The organism is Amycolatopsis anabasis (genome assembly GCF_009765355.1).
GTDB lineage: Bacteria > Actinomycetota > Actinomycetes > Mycobacteriales > Pseudonocardiaceae > Amycolatopsis > Amycolatopsis anabasis.
The window spans coordinates 50463-64607 of sequence record NZ_VTHK01000013.1 but is presented as its reverse complement, the minus strand read 5'-3'; the positions used below and the strand labels follow the sequence as shown (position 1 = coordinate 64607).

The window sequence follows — 14145 nt, the reverse complement described above, 5'->3', positions numbered from 1 at the left end:
TCTGGACCCGTGCCGTTCATCGCGTATTGGATCTGCGTCGCCATCGACTGGGCCGGCACCATCGCCGGCCTGTGCGCGTTCGTGCACGCCATCCTGCAGCGGGCGGACGCGTTCACCGCCGCGGACCGCAAGACGAAACCGATCTGGCTGGCGATCACCGGAGGCAGCACCATCGTGCTCGGCTTCGCCGGGTTCTACGGCGCGGGCATGATCTTCTGGCTGGCCGCGCTGGTCGCCGTGCTCGTCTACCTGGTGGACGTGCGCCCAAAACTCATCGAGGTCCAGCGCGGCGGCAAGAGCTGGTAGCTACCCTGGCGGCGTGACGACGTGGACCATCGCCGGAACCCTGACCGTGGAACCGGCCACCGAACGAACCGACCTGCTGGCCGAGCCCGTGGCCAAGGCGCTCACCACGCTCACCGACCCGGATTCGGTCGGCGTGGCCGAGATCGACCCCGAGCTCGCGGACACCGCCGAATTCTGCGCGGCCTACTCCTCCCCGCTGTCCGCCTCCGCGAACTGCGTGGTCGTGGCCGGTAAGCGCGCCGGTGAGGTGCGCTACGCCGCCGCCCTGGTGCTCGCCACCACCCGCGCCGACGTGAACGGCGTGATCAGGCGGCGGCTGGACGTCCGCAAGGCGTCCTTCGCGCCGATGGACGAGGCCGTCGAGCTGACCGGGATGGCCTACGGCGGCATCACCCCGATCGGCCTGCCCGAGGGCTGGCCGATCCTGGTCGACCGGGCCGTGGCCGAGGAGCCGGAACTGGTGATCGGCAGCGGCGTGCGCGGCAGCAAGCTGTTGGTCACCGGGGATCTGCTGGCCGGCCTGCCCGGCGCCGAGGTGATCGCGGATCTCGCCCGGCCGGTGGGCTGAGGTCCGACACGCCTGGAATGGCGGCGTGCTTGCTTTTTTCGTGCGTGACGGACCGTTTCTTCACGCCGCCACTTCAGTCCACTGCCGAGTGGATTTATTCAACTCGTTCGGATAATTGCCGTGTGTTCCGTTCCGAACTTACGCTGAATAGTGCCCGCCGATCATCGCCGCGCACCGAGGGGAGCGGGAATGTCCGGAAGCACGATCGAACCGGTATTACCGCTGTTTTCGCCGCCGGTGGGAAACGAAACACCGGTATACGCGGTGGGCGGACTCGGGTACGACTTCGGCAGCGCGTCCCGGCGGGATTCTTTCCGGAAGAATATGGGGGCCGGTGCGAATCCGGACGACGAGGGCGAGCTGGTCGACTACCTGAAGCGGAATCCGGCCGCGGCCCGGGGACTGATCTGGACCCTGAGCACCCAGCAGCTCGCGCCGAGCTACGCCGTCGCGCCGGTCGGATCCCGCACCGCGGTCGCCTACCACGAACTCGCCCGCCTGCTGCGGGCCCAGCTGCGGTCCGCGCAGGCGAGTTCGGCGGCCGCCGAGGGCGTCCCGGTGCTGGCCCGGCACGCGATCGAGCGGATCGCCGTGCCCGGCCGGCTCCGGGGGCGCACGGTCCGGTTGCTCAGCGGGCCGATCGTGCCGATCGTCGAGTTGGACGACAGCGAGCGTCCGGCGCCGTGGAACTTCGCCGAACTGGCCGAGGCCGTCCGGCGGGAGGCGCGTGGCCTGGCCGGGGTGGTGATCCAGCAGGCCGTGCGGGTGTTCCTCGCGCAGCTCGCGTGGCGGGCGGGCAACCTGGGCGCCGAACCCGGCGACCGGGCACTGAACTTCGTGGTCACCGAGGCCGTGCGCCCGCCGAGCGCGGTCGTTTCGGCGCTGGCCGCCGGGCTCGTGCTGGAGGACGTCCGCGCCGAAGACCGTCCGATCGGGGAGGAATGGGACGTGACGCTGAGTTTCATCAACCCGGCCGACGGCCATCGGATGTCGGTTCGCTCCACAGTGGACGTCGGCGGGGTCCGCCCGCTCGTGCGTTCCCAGCTGCTGGGCCGGTGATTCCGCGCCGCGGGCGCGTGGGATCGTGGCGGTGGTACCCACAGCGAAACGAGGAATGAGATGGGCAAGGTCACGGCCACCGCGGAACGCACCATCGACGCACCGGTCGAGCAGGTGCGCGCACTCGTCGCCGACTACGCCGAGACGCGGCCGAAGATCCTCACCGAGCACTACCGCGACTACCGGGTGACCGAGGGCGGCACCGGCGCGGGCACCAAGGCGAACTGGAAGCTGCAGGCCACCTCGAAGCGGGTGCGCGACGTGGCCGCGACCGTCAGCGAACCGGAGCCCGGCACGCTCGTCGAAACGGACGCGAACTCCAGCCTGGTCACCACCTGGACGGTCCGGGAAGCGGGTGACAAGAGCCGGAGCCTGGTGCGGATCGAGACGAGCTGGGACGGCGCCGGCGGCATCGGCGGGTTCTTCGAACGGACCTTCGCGCCCGGCGGGCTCCGGCGCATCTACGACGGCGTGCTCGGCAAGCTCGCCGGGCTGGTGTAGCCCTCGCCACAATCGGAATGTGCGCCCCGGTTAGCTCGTTGCCCTCGAGGGCGCCGGAAAACGCCGCGCCCGGAGACCTACCAGTTGGGAGTTCAAGGGTGAACGCATCGACGCAGGCGACCGAGATCAGGCTGGCGTCCCGGCCGCACGGCTGGCCGACGCTGGACAACTTCTCCATTGTGGACACCGACGTCCCGAGTCCCGGCGCGGGGCAGGTGCTGGTGCGCAACCAGGTCCTCAGCGTCGACCCGTACATGCGGGGCCGGATGAGCGACGCCAAGTCCTACGCCGCGCCCTACGAGGTCGGCAAGGTGATGTACGACGGCGGCGCGCTCGGCGAGGTCGTCGAATCGCGGGCGGACGCCCTCGAACCCGGTGACCTGGTGACGCACCGCGCGGGCTGGCGCACGCATTCGGTGCTGGACGCGGACAAGGTCGTCAAGATCGACCCGGAGGCCGCGCCGCCGACCGCCTACCTCAGCGTGCTGGGCATGACCGGGCTGACCGCCTACGCGGGGTTGCTGGAATCCGCCGAGTTCAAACCCGGCGACACCGTGTTCGTCTCCGGCGCCGCGGGCGCGGTCGGTTCGGTGGTGGGCCAGCTCGCGAAGCTCCGGGGCGCGAAGCGGGTGATCGGCAGCGCGGGGTCGCCCGCGAAGGTCCGGCACCTCGTCGACGACCTCGGCTTCGACGCCGCGTTCAACTACCAGGACGGGCCGGTCACCGAGCAGCTCCGCGCGGCCGCCCCGGACGGCATCGACGTCTACTTCGACAACGTCGGCGGCGAGCACCTCGAGGCGGCGATCGACTCGATCAACTTGCACGGCCGGATCGCGGTGTGCGGGATGATCTCGCAGTACAACGCGACCGAGCCGACCCCGGCGCCGCGCAACCTGTCGCAGATCATCGCCAAGCGGTTCACCATGCGGGGCATGCTGGTGACCGACCACTTCCACCTGCGGGACCGGTTCTTCGCCGAGGTGGCGCCGCTGGTGGCCGACGGCCGCCTCAAGTACTCCGAGACCGTGGTCGAGGGCGGCATCCGGAAGACCCCGCAGGCCTTCCTGGACCTCCTCGCCGGCGCCAACACCGGCAAGATGCTCGTCCGCATCGCCGACTGAGAGAGCGTCTGAGACCTGGAGCGACCTGCGCAAAGTGCGTAGGCGGAACTCGCGGAGCGAGTTCTCAGATAGGCACTGAGGGGAAATCGCCGATGCCCGGAACTCCGCCGGGCAGCCCGCTCGACGAGCTGACCGAGGATCCGCATCCGGTGCTCGCCCGGTTGCGGGCGAGCGAACCGGTGTCCTGGCGGCCGGAGCTGAATGCCTGGCTGGTCACCCGGCACGACCTGGCGCTGCGGGTGCTGCGCGACACGGCCGCGTTCACCGTCGACGATCCCCGGTTCGCCACGGCCGTGGTGGTGGGCCCGAGCATGCTCTCCACCGACGGCGCCGAGCACGCGCGGCACCGCGGGCCGTTCACCCGGGACTTCCGGCCCGCCGAGGTGCGGGCGCGGTTCGGCGAGTTCGCCGCGGAACGGGCCCGGCGACTGGTGGCGGACCTGCGGAAGTCCCCGGTGGCCGAGATCCGCCGCGGCCTGGCCGGACCGCTCGCGGTCGCGGTCATCGCGCACGCGCTCGGCCTCGCCGAGACCGGCGCGGACCGGGTGCTCGCCTGGTACGACGCGATCGTCTCGGCGGTCACCGGGATCGCCGCCGGCGAGACACCCGGCCCGGCCGGGGCGGCCGCGTTCGGCGAGCTGCGGGCGAGCGTCGAGCACACCGTGCGCGGCGACGCTTCCCTGCTGGCCGAGGCCGCGCGCGGGCTGGAGCTGCCCGAGGTGGTGTCCAACGCGGCGGTGCTGATGTTCGGCGGCATCGAGACCACCGAGGGCATGATCGCGAACGCGGCCGGGCACCTGCTCGGCCATCCCGCGCAGCTCGCGCTCGTGCGCGCCGATCCCGGCCTGCTGCCGCGGGCGATCGAGGAATCGCTGCGCCTGGAACCCGCCGCCGCGGTCGTCGACCGGTACGCCACGGCCGATGCCGAACTGGGCGGGGCGCGGATCCGGCGCGGCGAGCAGGTGACCGTGTCGCTCGCGGGCGCGAACCGGGATCCGGCGGTGTTCGCGGACCCGGACGCGTTCGACCTCCGCCGGGCGGATCTCCGGCGGCACCTCGCGTTCGCGCACGGACCGCACTTCTGCGTCGCCGCGGACCTGGCGCGGCTGGAGACGCGGGTCGCGCTGCGCGCGTTGCTCGACGCGTCCCCGGACGTACGCCTGGACGGTCCGTTCCGCCCGCGCGGCCTGGTGTTCCGCAAACCCGAGGCGTTGTTCGTGCGCTGGGCTTGAGGCACGTACGCAGCTGGGCGTACGGCGAAGTCGCGATTCCGGGCGGACGACCGCGCCGCCCGCGCGAGGCGACCATGGGCGCCATGACGAAGACCAGCGAGATCGGCGCCGCACTGCGGAAGATCTGGACCGGCGGGCGGCGCGTCGAGCGGATCGCCTATTGCGTGGGCGCGGTGCTGTTCGCCAGCGGGCTGGTGCACCTGAGCGTGTTGCTGTTCTCGGGCGCCTCGTGGACCGGGCCGCTGTCGCTGCGCAAACCGACCACGTTCGGGCTGTCCTTCGGGCTCACGCTGGCGACGGTGGCCTGGGCGACCTCGTTCGTCGCCCTGCGGTCGGGGACCCGGACGTTCCTGCTGGGCCTGTTCACCCTCGCGTCCGCGGTGGAGACGGCGCTGGTCAGCATGCAGGCGTGGCGCGGGGTCCCGTCGCATTTCAACTTCGAGACCGGGTTCGATTCCGCGGTCTCGACGACCCTGGCCGCCGGGGGCGGGGTGCTCATCTTCACCACGCTCGGCTGCACCGCGGCCGCGGTGCGCGGGGCCGCGAAGATCTCGCCGAGCATGCTGCTCGCGGTGCGGTTCGGGTTCCTCGCGCTGCTGGTGGCGCTGGGCGCCGGGGCGGCCATGATCGCGGCCGGGGTCGGGGAAGCGCGCGGTGGCGACCCGCAGCTCGCCTACACCACGGCTGGGGCGCTCAAACCGGTGCACGCGGTCGCGATGCACGCGATCCTCGTCCTGCCCGCGCTCGCGTGGCTGCTGCGCTTCGCGGCGTGGACCGAGCGGCGCCGGGTGGTCGTGGTGTGGGCGGCGATCGGCGCGTACGCGCTGCTCATCGCGGTCGTGGCGATCGAATCGTGGACCGGCATCCCGCCGCTCGCCGCGCCGCTGCCCTACGCGGGCGCGTCCCTGCTCGCGCTGGCCGTCCTCGCGGGCGCGGGAGTGAGCGCCCTGCGGGGCGTGCTGACCCGGCGCTGAAGTCAGTACTGGTTGAGCTTGGCCTCCATGGCCAGGGCCGCCCCGATGACCTTCGCCGGGATCTTGGTGTTCATGTGGTCCTTCGCGATCTGCCCGTCGCTGGGCAGGTCCTTGCGGTCCGGCCAGGTCTCCGGTTTCCACAGCCCGGAACGCAGGAACGCCTTGGCGCAGTGCATGTACAGCTCGGTCACCTCGACCAGGACCGCCAGGTGCGGCCGCTTCCCCTTGACCGCCATCCGGTCGAAGAACGGCCCGTCCTTCACGATGGCCGCGTTGCCGTTGACGCGCAGCGTCGCGTTCATGCCCGGCACCACGAACAGCAGGCCGACGTGCGGGTTGCCGAGGATGTTGCGGAAGTTGTCCAGGCGCTTGTTGCCCGGGCGGTCCGGGATCGCCAGCGTGTGCTCGTCGAGCACCAGTACCGAGCCCGGCGGGTCCCCGCGCGGGGAGACATCACAGGTCCCGTCCGGTGCGGAGGTCGCGAGCAGGAAGAACGGCGAGTACCCGATGATCGTCCGGGCGTGCTCGTCGATCCGGGCGATGTCCTTGTCCCAGACCGGCTGCGGCGGGGTGGGGAGCACCTCGCGCAGTTCGGCCTCGGTGGTTACGCGCGACACGTCGTCGTAGATCCCCATACCCAGTAAGGTATGCCTTACCTAGCCGCTTGGCTAGAGGATCACCGTGCGGTTTCCGTGCACCAGGACGCGGTTCTCCAGGTGCCAGCGCAGCCCGCGGGCCAGGGTGACCTTCTCGATGTCCCGGCCCTTGCGCACCATGTCCGCCACCGAATCGCCGTGGTCCACCCGGATCACGTCCTGCTCGATGATCGGCCCGGCGTCCAGGTCCGCGGTCACGTAGTGGCAGGTCGCGCCGACCAGTTTCACCCCGCGCGCGTACGCCTGGTGGTACGGCCGCGCGCCGACGAACGAGGGCAGGAAGCTGTGGTGGATGTTCAGCGCCCGGCCCGCCCACGCCGCGCACAGGTCCGCGGGCAGGATCTGCATGAACCGGGCCAGCACCACGGCGTGCGGCTGGTGCTCGTCGACGAGCGCGGCCACCTTCGCGAACGCGGCCGCCTTGTCCTCGCGCGGGAACGGCACGTGGTGGAACGGGATGCCGTGCGCGCGGGTGATGTCGCCCAGCGCCGCGTGGTTGCCGATCACCGCGCACACCTCGACGTCCAGCTCCCCGGCGGCGACCCGGCCGAGCAGGTCGTACAGGCAGTGCCCCTCCCGGGACACCAGGATCACCACGCGCCGCCGGACCCCGGTGTCGTCGACCCGCCACTCCGAATGGCCGGACAGCGACGCGGCCACCTCGGCGAACCGGGCGCGCAGCTCGTCGGCGTCGAACGGGAGCGAATCGGCGCGGACTTCCTGGCGGGTGAAGAACCAGCCGGTGTCCGGGTCGGTGTGGTAGGCCGCCTCGACGATCCAGCCACCGGCGTCGGCGAGGAACGAGGAGATCCTCGCGACGATCCCGGTGCGGTCGGGGCAGCCGAAGGTGATCACGTAGCGCTGGTCTGCGGCGGGCACGGTGAGTCATCTTCCCCCGTGCTGGTCATGGCGCGGCGAGCGGCTCCAGTAACGCGGTGTCACCGGTGACGGTCGCGTGGTTCGGGCGGCCCCAGACGGCCTTGTAGACGGCGTCGGCGGTGCCCGCGATCGTCGCGCCCGCCTCGAAGGTCGCCGGGACGTGCGCCCCGGATTCCACGATCGGCTCCGCGCCCGGGGTGAGCTTGATCGTCCACACCTGGCCGACGTCGGCCGCGTGCAGCAGCACCGAGCCCTCGGTCGTGCGGTCCGCCCATTCCCCGCGGCCCGGCAGCAGCCAGGCGATCAGTTCGTCGATGCCGTCCGCCGCGAACTCGGGCGCGAAGGTGGCCGGTGCCACGCCCAGCGCGTATTCCGCGTCCAGCCGGTGGATGGCGGCCTCGTGCGCCTGCCGCCGGGTCCAGGATTCGGTGGTCGGCGCGTAGCGCCCGAACGGCAGCCAGGCCGGAGTGCCCGGGTTCGCCAGCAGCTCGAGCATCGCCGTGCGCTGCTCGTCGGCCCAGGCCAGGGTGCCCGGCCAGTCCTCAGGCGGACGACCGGGTTTGACGCCTTCCCCGTCCGGCGCCGCGACCGCGGCGCGGACCCAGGAGTGCACCCGGGCCAGATGGGCGACCAGTTTCTGCACTGTCCACTTCGGACAGGTCGGCACCGGGGCGTCCGGGCCCGCTTCGATCGCCGCCGCGCGCAGTGCCGCGCAGTGCGTCCGGATCGCTTCGAGGAAGCTCGCGTGGTCCACGACGCGAGCGTAGCCGCAGCCGCAAGCGGCGGCCGAGCTCGATGGCCGCGACCACCAGCAGGGCGAGGGCGAAGGCGAGCAGCACGCCCTTCGCGGGTTCGTCCGCGTAGCTCGCGCCACCGACGTACCCGATCAGCGTGCTGTAGGCCGCCCAGAGCCCGGCGCCGAGCGCGTCCAGGACCACGAACCGCCGCCACGGATAGGACATGCTCCCGGTGGCCAGGCCGCTGGCGACCCGGCCGCCGGGCAGGTAGCGCGCGGCGAGGATCAGCAGCGGGGCGTGCTGGTCGACCTTGGCGCGGGCCCAGGCGTACCGGCGGCGGCCGCGTTCGGCCCGCCGCAGCCGGGCGAGCAGTTTCGGCGCGGCGCCGCGGCCGGTCCAGTAGCTCAGGCAGTCCCCGGCCAGCGCGCCGATCCCCGCGACCAGGACCAGGGCCACCAGCCGGACCGGATCGGGACCGATCAGCACGGCGACCAGGACCACGGTCGTCTCGCTCGGCATGAACGGCAGCAGGGCGTCCAATCCGGCGACCGCGAACACGAGCAACCACAGCCACGGCGAGTCCAGCGTTCCGCGCAGGACCTCGGTGATGGCGGTGAGCAGGTCAAACATGTGCGGGGACCCGGGCCGGTGTCGTCACCCCTCCATGATGATCACCCAAGGTCGCATTCAGATGACACAGCGCGGTGCGCTGGGTGAATAGCGCACGTCCCTCGCCGGGTGGGGCGGGCTCGGCCACCGGAACTCGGTAGGCCGAAATGGCGGACGGTGGTCACAGGGAGCAGTTGATCAGCAGCGGTTCCGGGTGCAGGGTCACGCCGAAGCGGGTGCGGACGCCGTCGCGGACTTCGCGGGCCAGGGCGAGCAGGTCCTCGGCAGCCGCGCCGCCGCGGTTGGTGAGCGCCAGCGTGTGCTTGTGCGACAAGGAAACCCGCCCACCGGGGCCCGGGTAGCCCTTGCCGAAACCGGCCCGTTCGATCAGCCAGGCCGCGGACAGCTTCACGCCCCGGGCGTCCGGGAACTGGGGCACCGCCACGTCGTCCCCGACCACCTCGGCGATCCGCGCCAGCACCCCGGCCAACTCGGCCTCGGGCACGATCGGGTTGGTGAAGAACGAGCCCGCGCTCCACGTGTCGTGGTCGGCCGGATCGAGCACCATTCCCTTGCCGCGGCGCAGTTTCAGCACCGCCTCGCGGGCGTCGGCGGCGGGCACCCGGGCGCCGATCTCGACGCCGAGGGTGCGCGCGAGTTCGGCGTAGCGGATCGGGGACGACAGGCCGTCTTCGAACAGGACCAGCCGGACGCCGAGCACCACGCCCGCGTCGGTGCCCTTGAGCACGCTCGTGCGGTAGCCGAAACCCAGCTCGTCGCGGGTCATCGTGCGCACCTCGCGGGCGCGGCGGTCGTAGCAGGTGATCGAGTGCAGCAGCTGTTCGACCTCGCAGCCGTAGGCGCCCACGTTCTGGATCGGGGTCGCGCCCACCGAACCGGGGATGCCGGACAGGCACTCGATCCCACCGAGCCCCTCGGCGATCGTCTCGGCGACGAAGTCGTCCCAGTTCTGCCCGGCGGCGACCTCGACCACGCCGCCCGCGCCGCGTTCCCAGCCGGTGGTGGCGATCCGCACCACCGTGCCGTCGAAACCCGCGTCGCCGACCACCAGGTTCGAGCCCCCGGCGAGCAGGAGCAGCGGCTCGCCCGCCTCGTCCGCCGCCCGGACCGCGGCGACCAGCTCGTCGGCGGTCTCGGCCACCGCGAACCGCCGGGCCGGGCCGCCGAGCCGCAGCGTGGTGTGGCTGGCGAGGGTCACCTGGGCTGGAGTTTCGGCAGTGCTCACGACCTTGAACGGTACTGTCCCGGTCATGGCATCCCGTATCGAGCACCGCGCCGAGTTCACCCACGGCGTCGACGAGGTGCTGGCCGCGCAGTCCGACGAGCCCGTGCTGCTGGCCCGGCTGGCGCAGCTGGGCGGCCAGCACGCCAGCCTGGACGAACACTCCCGCACCGGCGACGGCGTGCGGTTCAAGCTCACCCAGGGCATCGGCGCCGACCGGCTGCCCTCGGCGGTACGGGCACTGCACAAGGGCGATCTGATCGTGCACCGCGAGCAGACCTGGACCCGCGCGGGCGAGGGCTGGACCGGCGCCGCGAAGGCCCATGTGGACGGCGTTCCCGGCGAGGTCACCGCCCGCACCGAGCTGACCGCGAGCCCGAACGGCGCCGTGCTGCGCACCAGCGGTGAGGCCAAGGTCCGCATCCCGCTGATCGGCGGGAAGCTGGAGAGCGTGATCGCCGAGCAGGTCACCAAGCTGCTCGAGCGCGAAGCCGAATTCACCGCGAAGTGGCTGGCCGGGTAACCCCGGTCGGCGCACCCACTCGAGGAACCACCAATCCCAACCGCCTCCGGCGGATCGACCGCTGGCTGACCCGCGCGCCCGAGGTCGCGGCCGTGCTGCGGCGTGCGGCGGACCCGCTGGTGGTCGACCTCGGGTACGGCGCGTCCCCGGTGACCACGATCGAACTCGCCCGCCGCCTGCGCGCGGTCGAGCCGGGGGTCCGCGTGCTCGGGCTGGAACTGGATCCCGAGCGGGTGGCCGCCGCGCTGCCCGCGGCCGAGCCCCCGTGGCTGGAGTTCGCCCGGGGCGGGTTCGAACTGGCCGGGGCGCGGCCGGTGCTGGTGCGCGCGTTCAACGTGCTGCGCCAGTACAACGAGGACGGGGTGCCGATCGCGTGGAAGACCATGCTGGACGCGATCGTGCCGGGTGGGCTGCTGGTGGAGGGCACCTGCGACGAGATCGGCCGCCGCTGCTCGTGGATCACGCTCGACCAGGACGGCCCGCGCACGCTCACCCTGTCCTGCCGGCTGGAAAACCTGGACCGGCCGTCCACTGTGGCCGAACGGCTGCCGAAGGCGCTCATCCACCACAACGTGCCCGGTGAGCGGATCCACGATCTTCTGTCCACTATGGACTCATGCTGGCTGGCCGCCGCGCCGCACCGGTCCTTCGGCGTCCGGGCGCGGTGGGTGGAAACCGTCCGGCTGCTGCGCGAGCGGGGCTGGCCGGTGCGCGACCGCCCGGCGCGCTGGCGGCTCGGCGAGCTGACCGTCGACTACGCCGCCGTCGCGCCCGACTGAGGAGGTGCCAATGCGGCCTTGGGAACCTTCAACGCCCCGAAAGCCGCATTGGGTACCTCCAGTGCCCCGAAAGCCACATTGGGGGAACCCGGGCGGGTTACTCGGGGAGGGGGTTATTCGCGGTGTGCGCGGCTGCCGTTGTACTGGGCGCGGGGCTTGAGGACGATCTGGTCCAGGTTCACGTGCGAGGGCCGGGTCACCGCGAACGCGATCACCTCGGCGACGTCCTCGGCGGTCAGCGGGGTCAGGCCGCGGTACACGTTCGCCGCGCGTTCGGTGTCGCCGTCGAACCGGTTCGCCGAGAACTCCGTCTCCACCATGCCCGGCACGATCTCGGTGATCCGCACCGGATCGCCCAGGTGTTCCGAGCGCAACGTCCGGTGCAGCGCGGACTGCGCGTGCTTCGCCGAGGTGTAGCCCGAGCCGCCGTCGTAGACCTCGTAGCCCGCGACCGACGTGACGCTCACCACGTGCCCGTCGCCGGATTCGATGAGCTTCGGCAGCAGCGCCTTGGTCATCCGGAGGGTGCCCAGGACGTTGACTTCCCACATCCAGCGCCAGTGGTCCTCGTCGGCGTCGACGACCCGCTCGAGGCCGCGGGCACCCCCCGCGTTGTTGACCAGGACATGGCATTGTGGGATCTGCTGGACAAACGCGGCAACCGAGGAGGGGTCCGTGACGTCCAGTACGTGTGCGGTCCCGGAGACCTCGTCGGCCAGCTTCTCCAGGCGGTCGAGGCGCCGGGCGCCGAGCACCACGTGCAGGCCGGCCTTGGCGAGTGCCCGCGCGGTCGCTTCGCCGATTCCGGCGCTGGCACCGGTGATCACAGCGGTTCGCTTGCTCATGGCTCAATGCTGCCAGTAGGGGAGTGGGAGGTAACGTCGGACCGCTGACCAGCGGGCCCGGCGCTGCCTGGGTGACAACGGGAGGTTGACGGTGATCGAACGGCGCACGGTGTTCAAGGTCGCGCTCGCGACCGGCGCGTCGGTACTGGTCGCCGCCTGCTCGAGCGACGGCGGCGGTGGCAACGGGGAGCCGGGCAAGCCCGCGCCGGAGCAGCCCAAGGCGAAGATCGCCGCGGAACCGGCGGTGAACGCCAAGGACGTGCCGGTGCTGCAGCCGGTCACCGTGCGGGTCGCCGAGGGCACGCTCACCGACGTCAAGGTCACCAACCCCGAGGGCGAAGCGGTGCCGGGTGACTTCAACCCCGAGCGCACGATGTGGACCAGCAACAAACCGCTCGGCTACGGCAAAACCTACACATATGCGGCCAAAGCGTCCGGATCGGACAACAAGGAAGCGTTGCTGAACGGCACTTTCAGCACGCTCAAGCCCGCCAAGGAGATCCGCGCCACGCTGAACCCGGCCGACAACGCCGAAGTCGGTGTCGCGATGCCGATCAGCGTGAAGTTCGCCGCGGACGTGACGGACAAGGCCGCCGCGCAGAAGGCCCTGGAGGTCAAGACCTCGAAGAACGTCGAGGGCGCGTGGGCGTGGCTTTCGCCGCGCCAGGCCGACTGGCGGCCGAAGGAGTTCTGGCCCGCCAACACCGAGGTCAACGTCACCGCGAAGTTGTACGGCGTGCCCCTGGGCGGGGGCGCCTACGGCAAGGCCGACGTCACCACGAAGTTCAAGATCGGCCGCAACCAGGTGGTCAAGATCAACACCCCGGACCACGTGATGAAGGTCTACCGGGACGGCAAGGAAGTCGCCAGCTACCCGTCCAGCAACGGCAAGGACGGCGACCCGAACCTGAACACCCCGAACGGCACCGTGATCGTGATGTCCAAGGAGCCGGTCGGCGACTTCTCGAACCCGCGGTACGGCTACACGAACGTGAAGAAGAAGTGGGCCGTCCGGATCTCCAACCACGGTGAGTTCATCCACGAGAACGAGGAGAACCACGGCAACATCGGGAAGGCGAACACCTCCCACGGCTGCGTCAACCTGTTCGAGGGCGACGCCAAGAAGTACTTCGACTCCTGCCTGATCGGCGATCCGGTGGTGATCACCGGGTCGAAGGCGGATTTCCCGACCACCTCGGACGTGATGGACTGGCTGCTGGACTGGAAGACCTGGCAGTCCAAGTCCGCCATCTGACGACCGGGAGCGGGGATCGATGCTGACCGAGCTCATGGTGCCCGGTGGCGTGCGGCTGGGGCTGCGCGTCGCCGGGGCCGAGAACACTCCCGCCATCGTGTTCCTGCACGGCTGGGCCCAGTCGTCCCTGGCCTGGTCGGCGCAGCTCGCCGATCCCGAACTGGTCGAGCGGTTCCGGCTGATCGCGGTCGACCTGCGCGGCCACGGCACCTCGGACGTGCCCGCCCAGGGATACGACGACTCGCGGGCCTGGGCGAACGACCTGGCCGCGATCCTGGAGTTCGCGGGCACCCCGGCCGTCGTGGTCGGCTGGTCCTACGGCGGGCTGGTCATCGCCGACTACGTGCGCGAGTTCGGCAACGCCGGGCTGGCCGGGATCGCGCTGGTCGGCGCGATCACCGAGATCGGCCGGGGCGATCGGCCGGGTGGCCGGGTCGGCCCCGTGATGCGGGACGAGCTGCCGGACGTGCTGTCCGAGGACATCGACGTGGCGTTGCCCGCGCTGACCAGGCTGTGCGCCGGGATGGCGTCCCGGCCGGTGCCGGGCCCGCTCGCGCAGTCGCTGCTCGGCGCCAGCCTGTCCGTGCCGCCCGCGGTGCGCGGGGCGCTGTTCCGCCGCGAGGTTCCGGCCGCCGACGCGCTCGCCGCGATCGACGTGCCGACCCTGGTCCTGCACGGCGACTCCGATCGCGTGATCGATCCGGTGGCCGCCGAGTACAACGCCGGGAAGATCTCGGGGGCCCGCGCGCGTTGGTTCACCGGTGTAGGGCATCTGCCGTTCATCGAGGTCGCTTCCGAGTTCAACTCGGTGCTCCGGCAGTTCGCCGAGGAACGGCTCGCGCGCTAAGTCAGGAGTGA

The 14145-nt window shown here is 71.5% G+C and carries 16 protein-coding genes and 1 pseudogene; 11 read left to right on the top strand and 6 right to left on the bottom strand.

The annotated features are described in order from the left end of the window. Positions 1-9: 9 nt before the first annotated feature. The 7 genes from FXO23_RS18720 (at position 10) to FXO23_RS18690 (ending at position 5761) form a co-directional block, all read left to right on the top strand. Positions 10-306, top strand: a complete 297-nt coding sequence (locus tag FXO23_RS18720) for a DUF2516 family protein (RefSeq protein ID WP_158886596.1) — start codon at positions 10-12, stop codon at positions 304-306. Positions 307-319: 13 nt separating this feature from the next. Continuing rightward, on the top strand, positions 320-874 hold the full coding sequence (locus FXO23_RS18715; RefSeq protein ID WP_158886594.1) for a YbaK/EbsC family protein: 555 nt from the start codon (positions 320-322) through the stop codon (positions 872-874). Positions 875-1063: 189 nt separating this feature from the next. Beyond that, complete coding sequence (locus FXO23_RS18710; RefSeq protein ID WP_158886592.1) at positions 1064-1933, top strand: cyanobactin maturation protease PatG family protein; 870 nt, start codon at positions 1064-1066, stop codon at positions 1931-1933. Positions 1934-1993: 60 nt separating this feature from the next. Next, positions 1994-2434 (top strand): SRPBCC family protein, encoded by a 441-nt coding sequence (locus tag FXO23_RS18705; protein WP_158886590.1) that lies wholly within the window; start codon positions 1994-1996, stop codon positions 2432-2434. 98 nt (positions 2435-2532) lie between these two features. Next, positions 2533-3555, top strand: a complete 1023-nt coding sequence (locus FXO23_RS18700) for an NADP-dependent oxidoreductase (RefSeq protein WP_246257519.1) — start codon at positions 2533-2535, stop codon at positions 3553-3555. 92 nt (positions 3556-3647) lie between these two features. Beyond that, positions 3648-4787: a cytochrome P450 gene (locus FXO23_RS18695; RefSeq protein ID WP_158886586.1), complete on the top strand. Its 1140-nt coding sequence runs from the start codon at positions 3648-3650 to the stop codon at positions 4785-4787. Between the two features lie 83 nt (positions 4788-4870). Continuing rightward, complete coding sequence (locus FXO23_RS18690) at positions 4871-5761, top strand: hypothetical protein (protein ID WP_158886584.1); 891 nt, start codon at positions 4871-4873, stop codon at positions 5759-5761. A gap of 2 nt (positions 5762-5763) precedes the next feature. Here the strand turns inward: FXO23_RS18690 and FXO23_RS18685 are convergent, their stop codons facing one another. The 5 genes and pseudogenes from FXO23_RS18685 to FXO23_RS18665 all read right to left on the bottom strand — a co-directional run bounded on the left by FXO23_RS18685 (position 5764) and on the right by FXO23_RS18665 (position 9888). Continuing rightward, a complete protein-coding gene (locus FXO23_RS18685; RefSeq protein ID WP_158886581.1) occupies positions 5764-6396 on the bottom strand; it encodes a pyridoxamine 5'-phosphate oxidase family protein in 633 nt (210 codons plus the stop codon). A gap of 33 nt (positions 6397-6429) precedes the next feature. Then, a complete protein-coding gene (gene purU / locus FXO23_RS18680; protein ID WP_179956811.1) occupies positions 6430-7272 on the bottom strand; it encodes a formyltetrahydrofolate deformylase in 843 nt (280 codons plus the stop codon). A 49-nt stretch (positions 7273-7321) separates the two neighbouring features. Then, positions 7322-8050, bottom strand: a complete 729-nt coding sequence (locus tag FXO23_RS18675; protein ID WP_246257517.1) for a maleylpyruvate isomerase family mycothiol-dependent enzyme — start codon at positions 8048-8050, stop codon at positions 7322-7324. 136 nt (positions 8051-8186) lie between these two features. Beyond that, positions 8187-8552, bottom strand: a pseudogene (locus tag FXO23_RS52690) (DedA family protein); the annotation flags it as partial. Positions 8553-8823: 271 nt separating this feature from the next. Further along, complete coding sequence (locus FXO23_RS18665) at positions 8824-9888, bottom strand: UDP-N-acetylmuramate dehydrogenase (protein WP_158886577.1); 1065 nt, start codon at positions 9886-9888, stop codon at positions 8824-8826. A gap of 25 nt (positions 9889-9913) precedes the next feature. Between FXO23_RS18665 and FXO23_RS18660 the strand changes: the two genes are divergently transcribed. Together FXO23_RS18660 and FXO23_RS18655 are read left to right on the top strand one after the other, a co-directional pair. Then, positions 9914-10408 carry a DUF2505 domain-containing protein gene (locus FXO23_RS18660; RefSeq protein WP_158886575.1) on the top strand — a complete coding sequence of 165 codons (495 nt, stop codon included), beginning with the start codon at positions 9914-9916 and terminating at the stop codon, positions 10406-10408. Then, positions 10393-11187 (top strand): class I SAM-dependent methyltransferase, encoded by a 795-nt coding sequence (locus FXO23_RS18655; RefSeq protein ID WP_158886573.1) that lies wholly within the window; start codon positions 10393-10395, stop codon positions 11185-11187. Before FXO23_RS18660 ends, FXO23_RS18655 begins: the two co-directional genes overlap by 16 nt. A gap of 113 nt (positions 11188-11300) precedes the next feature. Here FXO23_RS18655 and FXO23_RS18650 read toward each other — a convergent pair whose 3' ends face one another. Next, on the bottom strand, positions 11301-12032 hold the full coding sequence (locus FXO23_RS18650; protein WP_158886571.1) for an SDR family oxidoreductase: 732 nt from the start codon (positions 12030-12032) through the stop codon (positions 11301-11303). A 91-nt stretch (positions 12033-12123) separates the two neighbouring features. On the opposite strand from FXO23_RS18650, the gene FXO23_RS18645 reads away from it, so the two are divergent. Together FXO23_RS18645 and FXO23_RS18640 are read left to right on the top strand one after the other, a co-directional pair. Continuing rightward, positions 12124-13287 carry a L,D-transpeptidase gene (locus FXO23_RS18645; protein WP_158886569.1) on the top strand — a complete coding sequence of 388 codons (1164 nt, stop codon included), beginning with the start codon at positions 12124-12126 and terminating at the stop codon, positions 13285-13287. Between the two features lie 19 nt (positions 13288-13306). Further along, a complete protein-coding gene (locus tag FXO23_RS18640; protein WP_158886567.1) occupies positions 13307-14134 on the top strand; it encodes an alpha/beta fold hydrolase in 828 nt (275 codons plus the stop codon). Positions 14135-14145 lie beyond the last annotated feature (11 nt).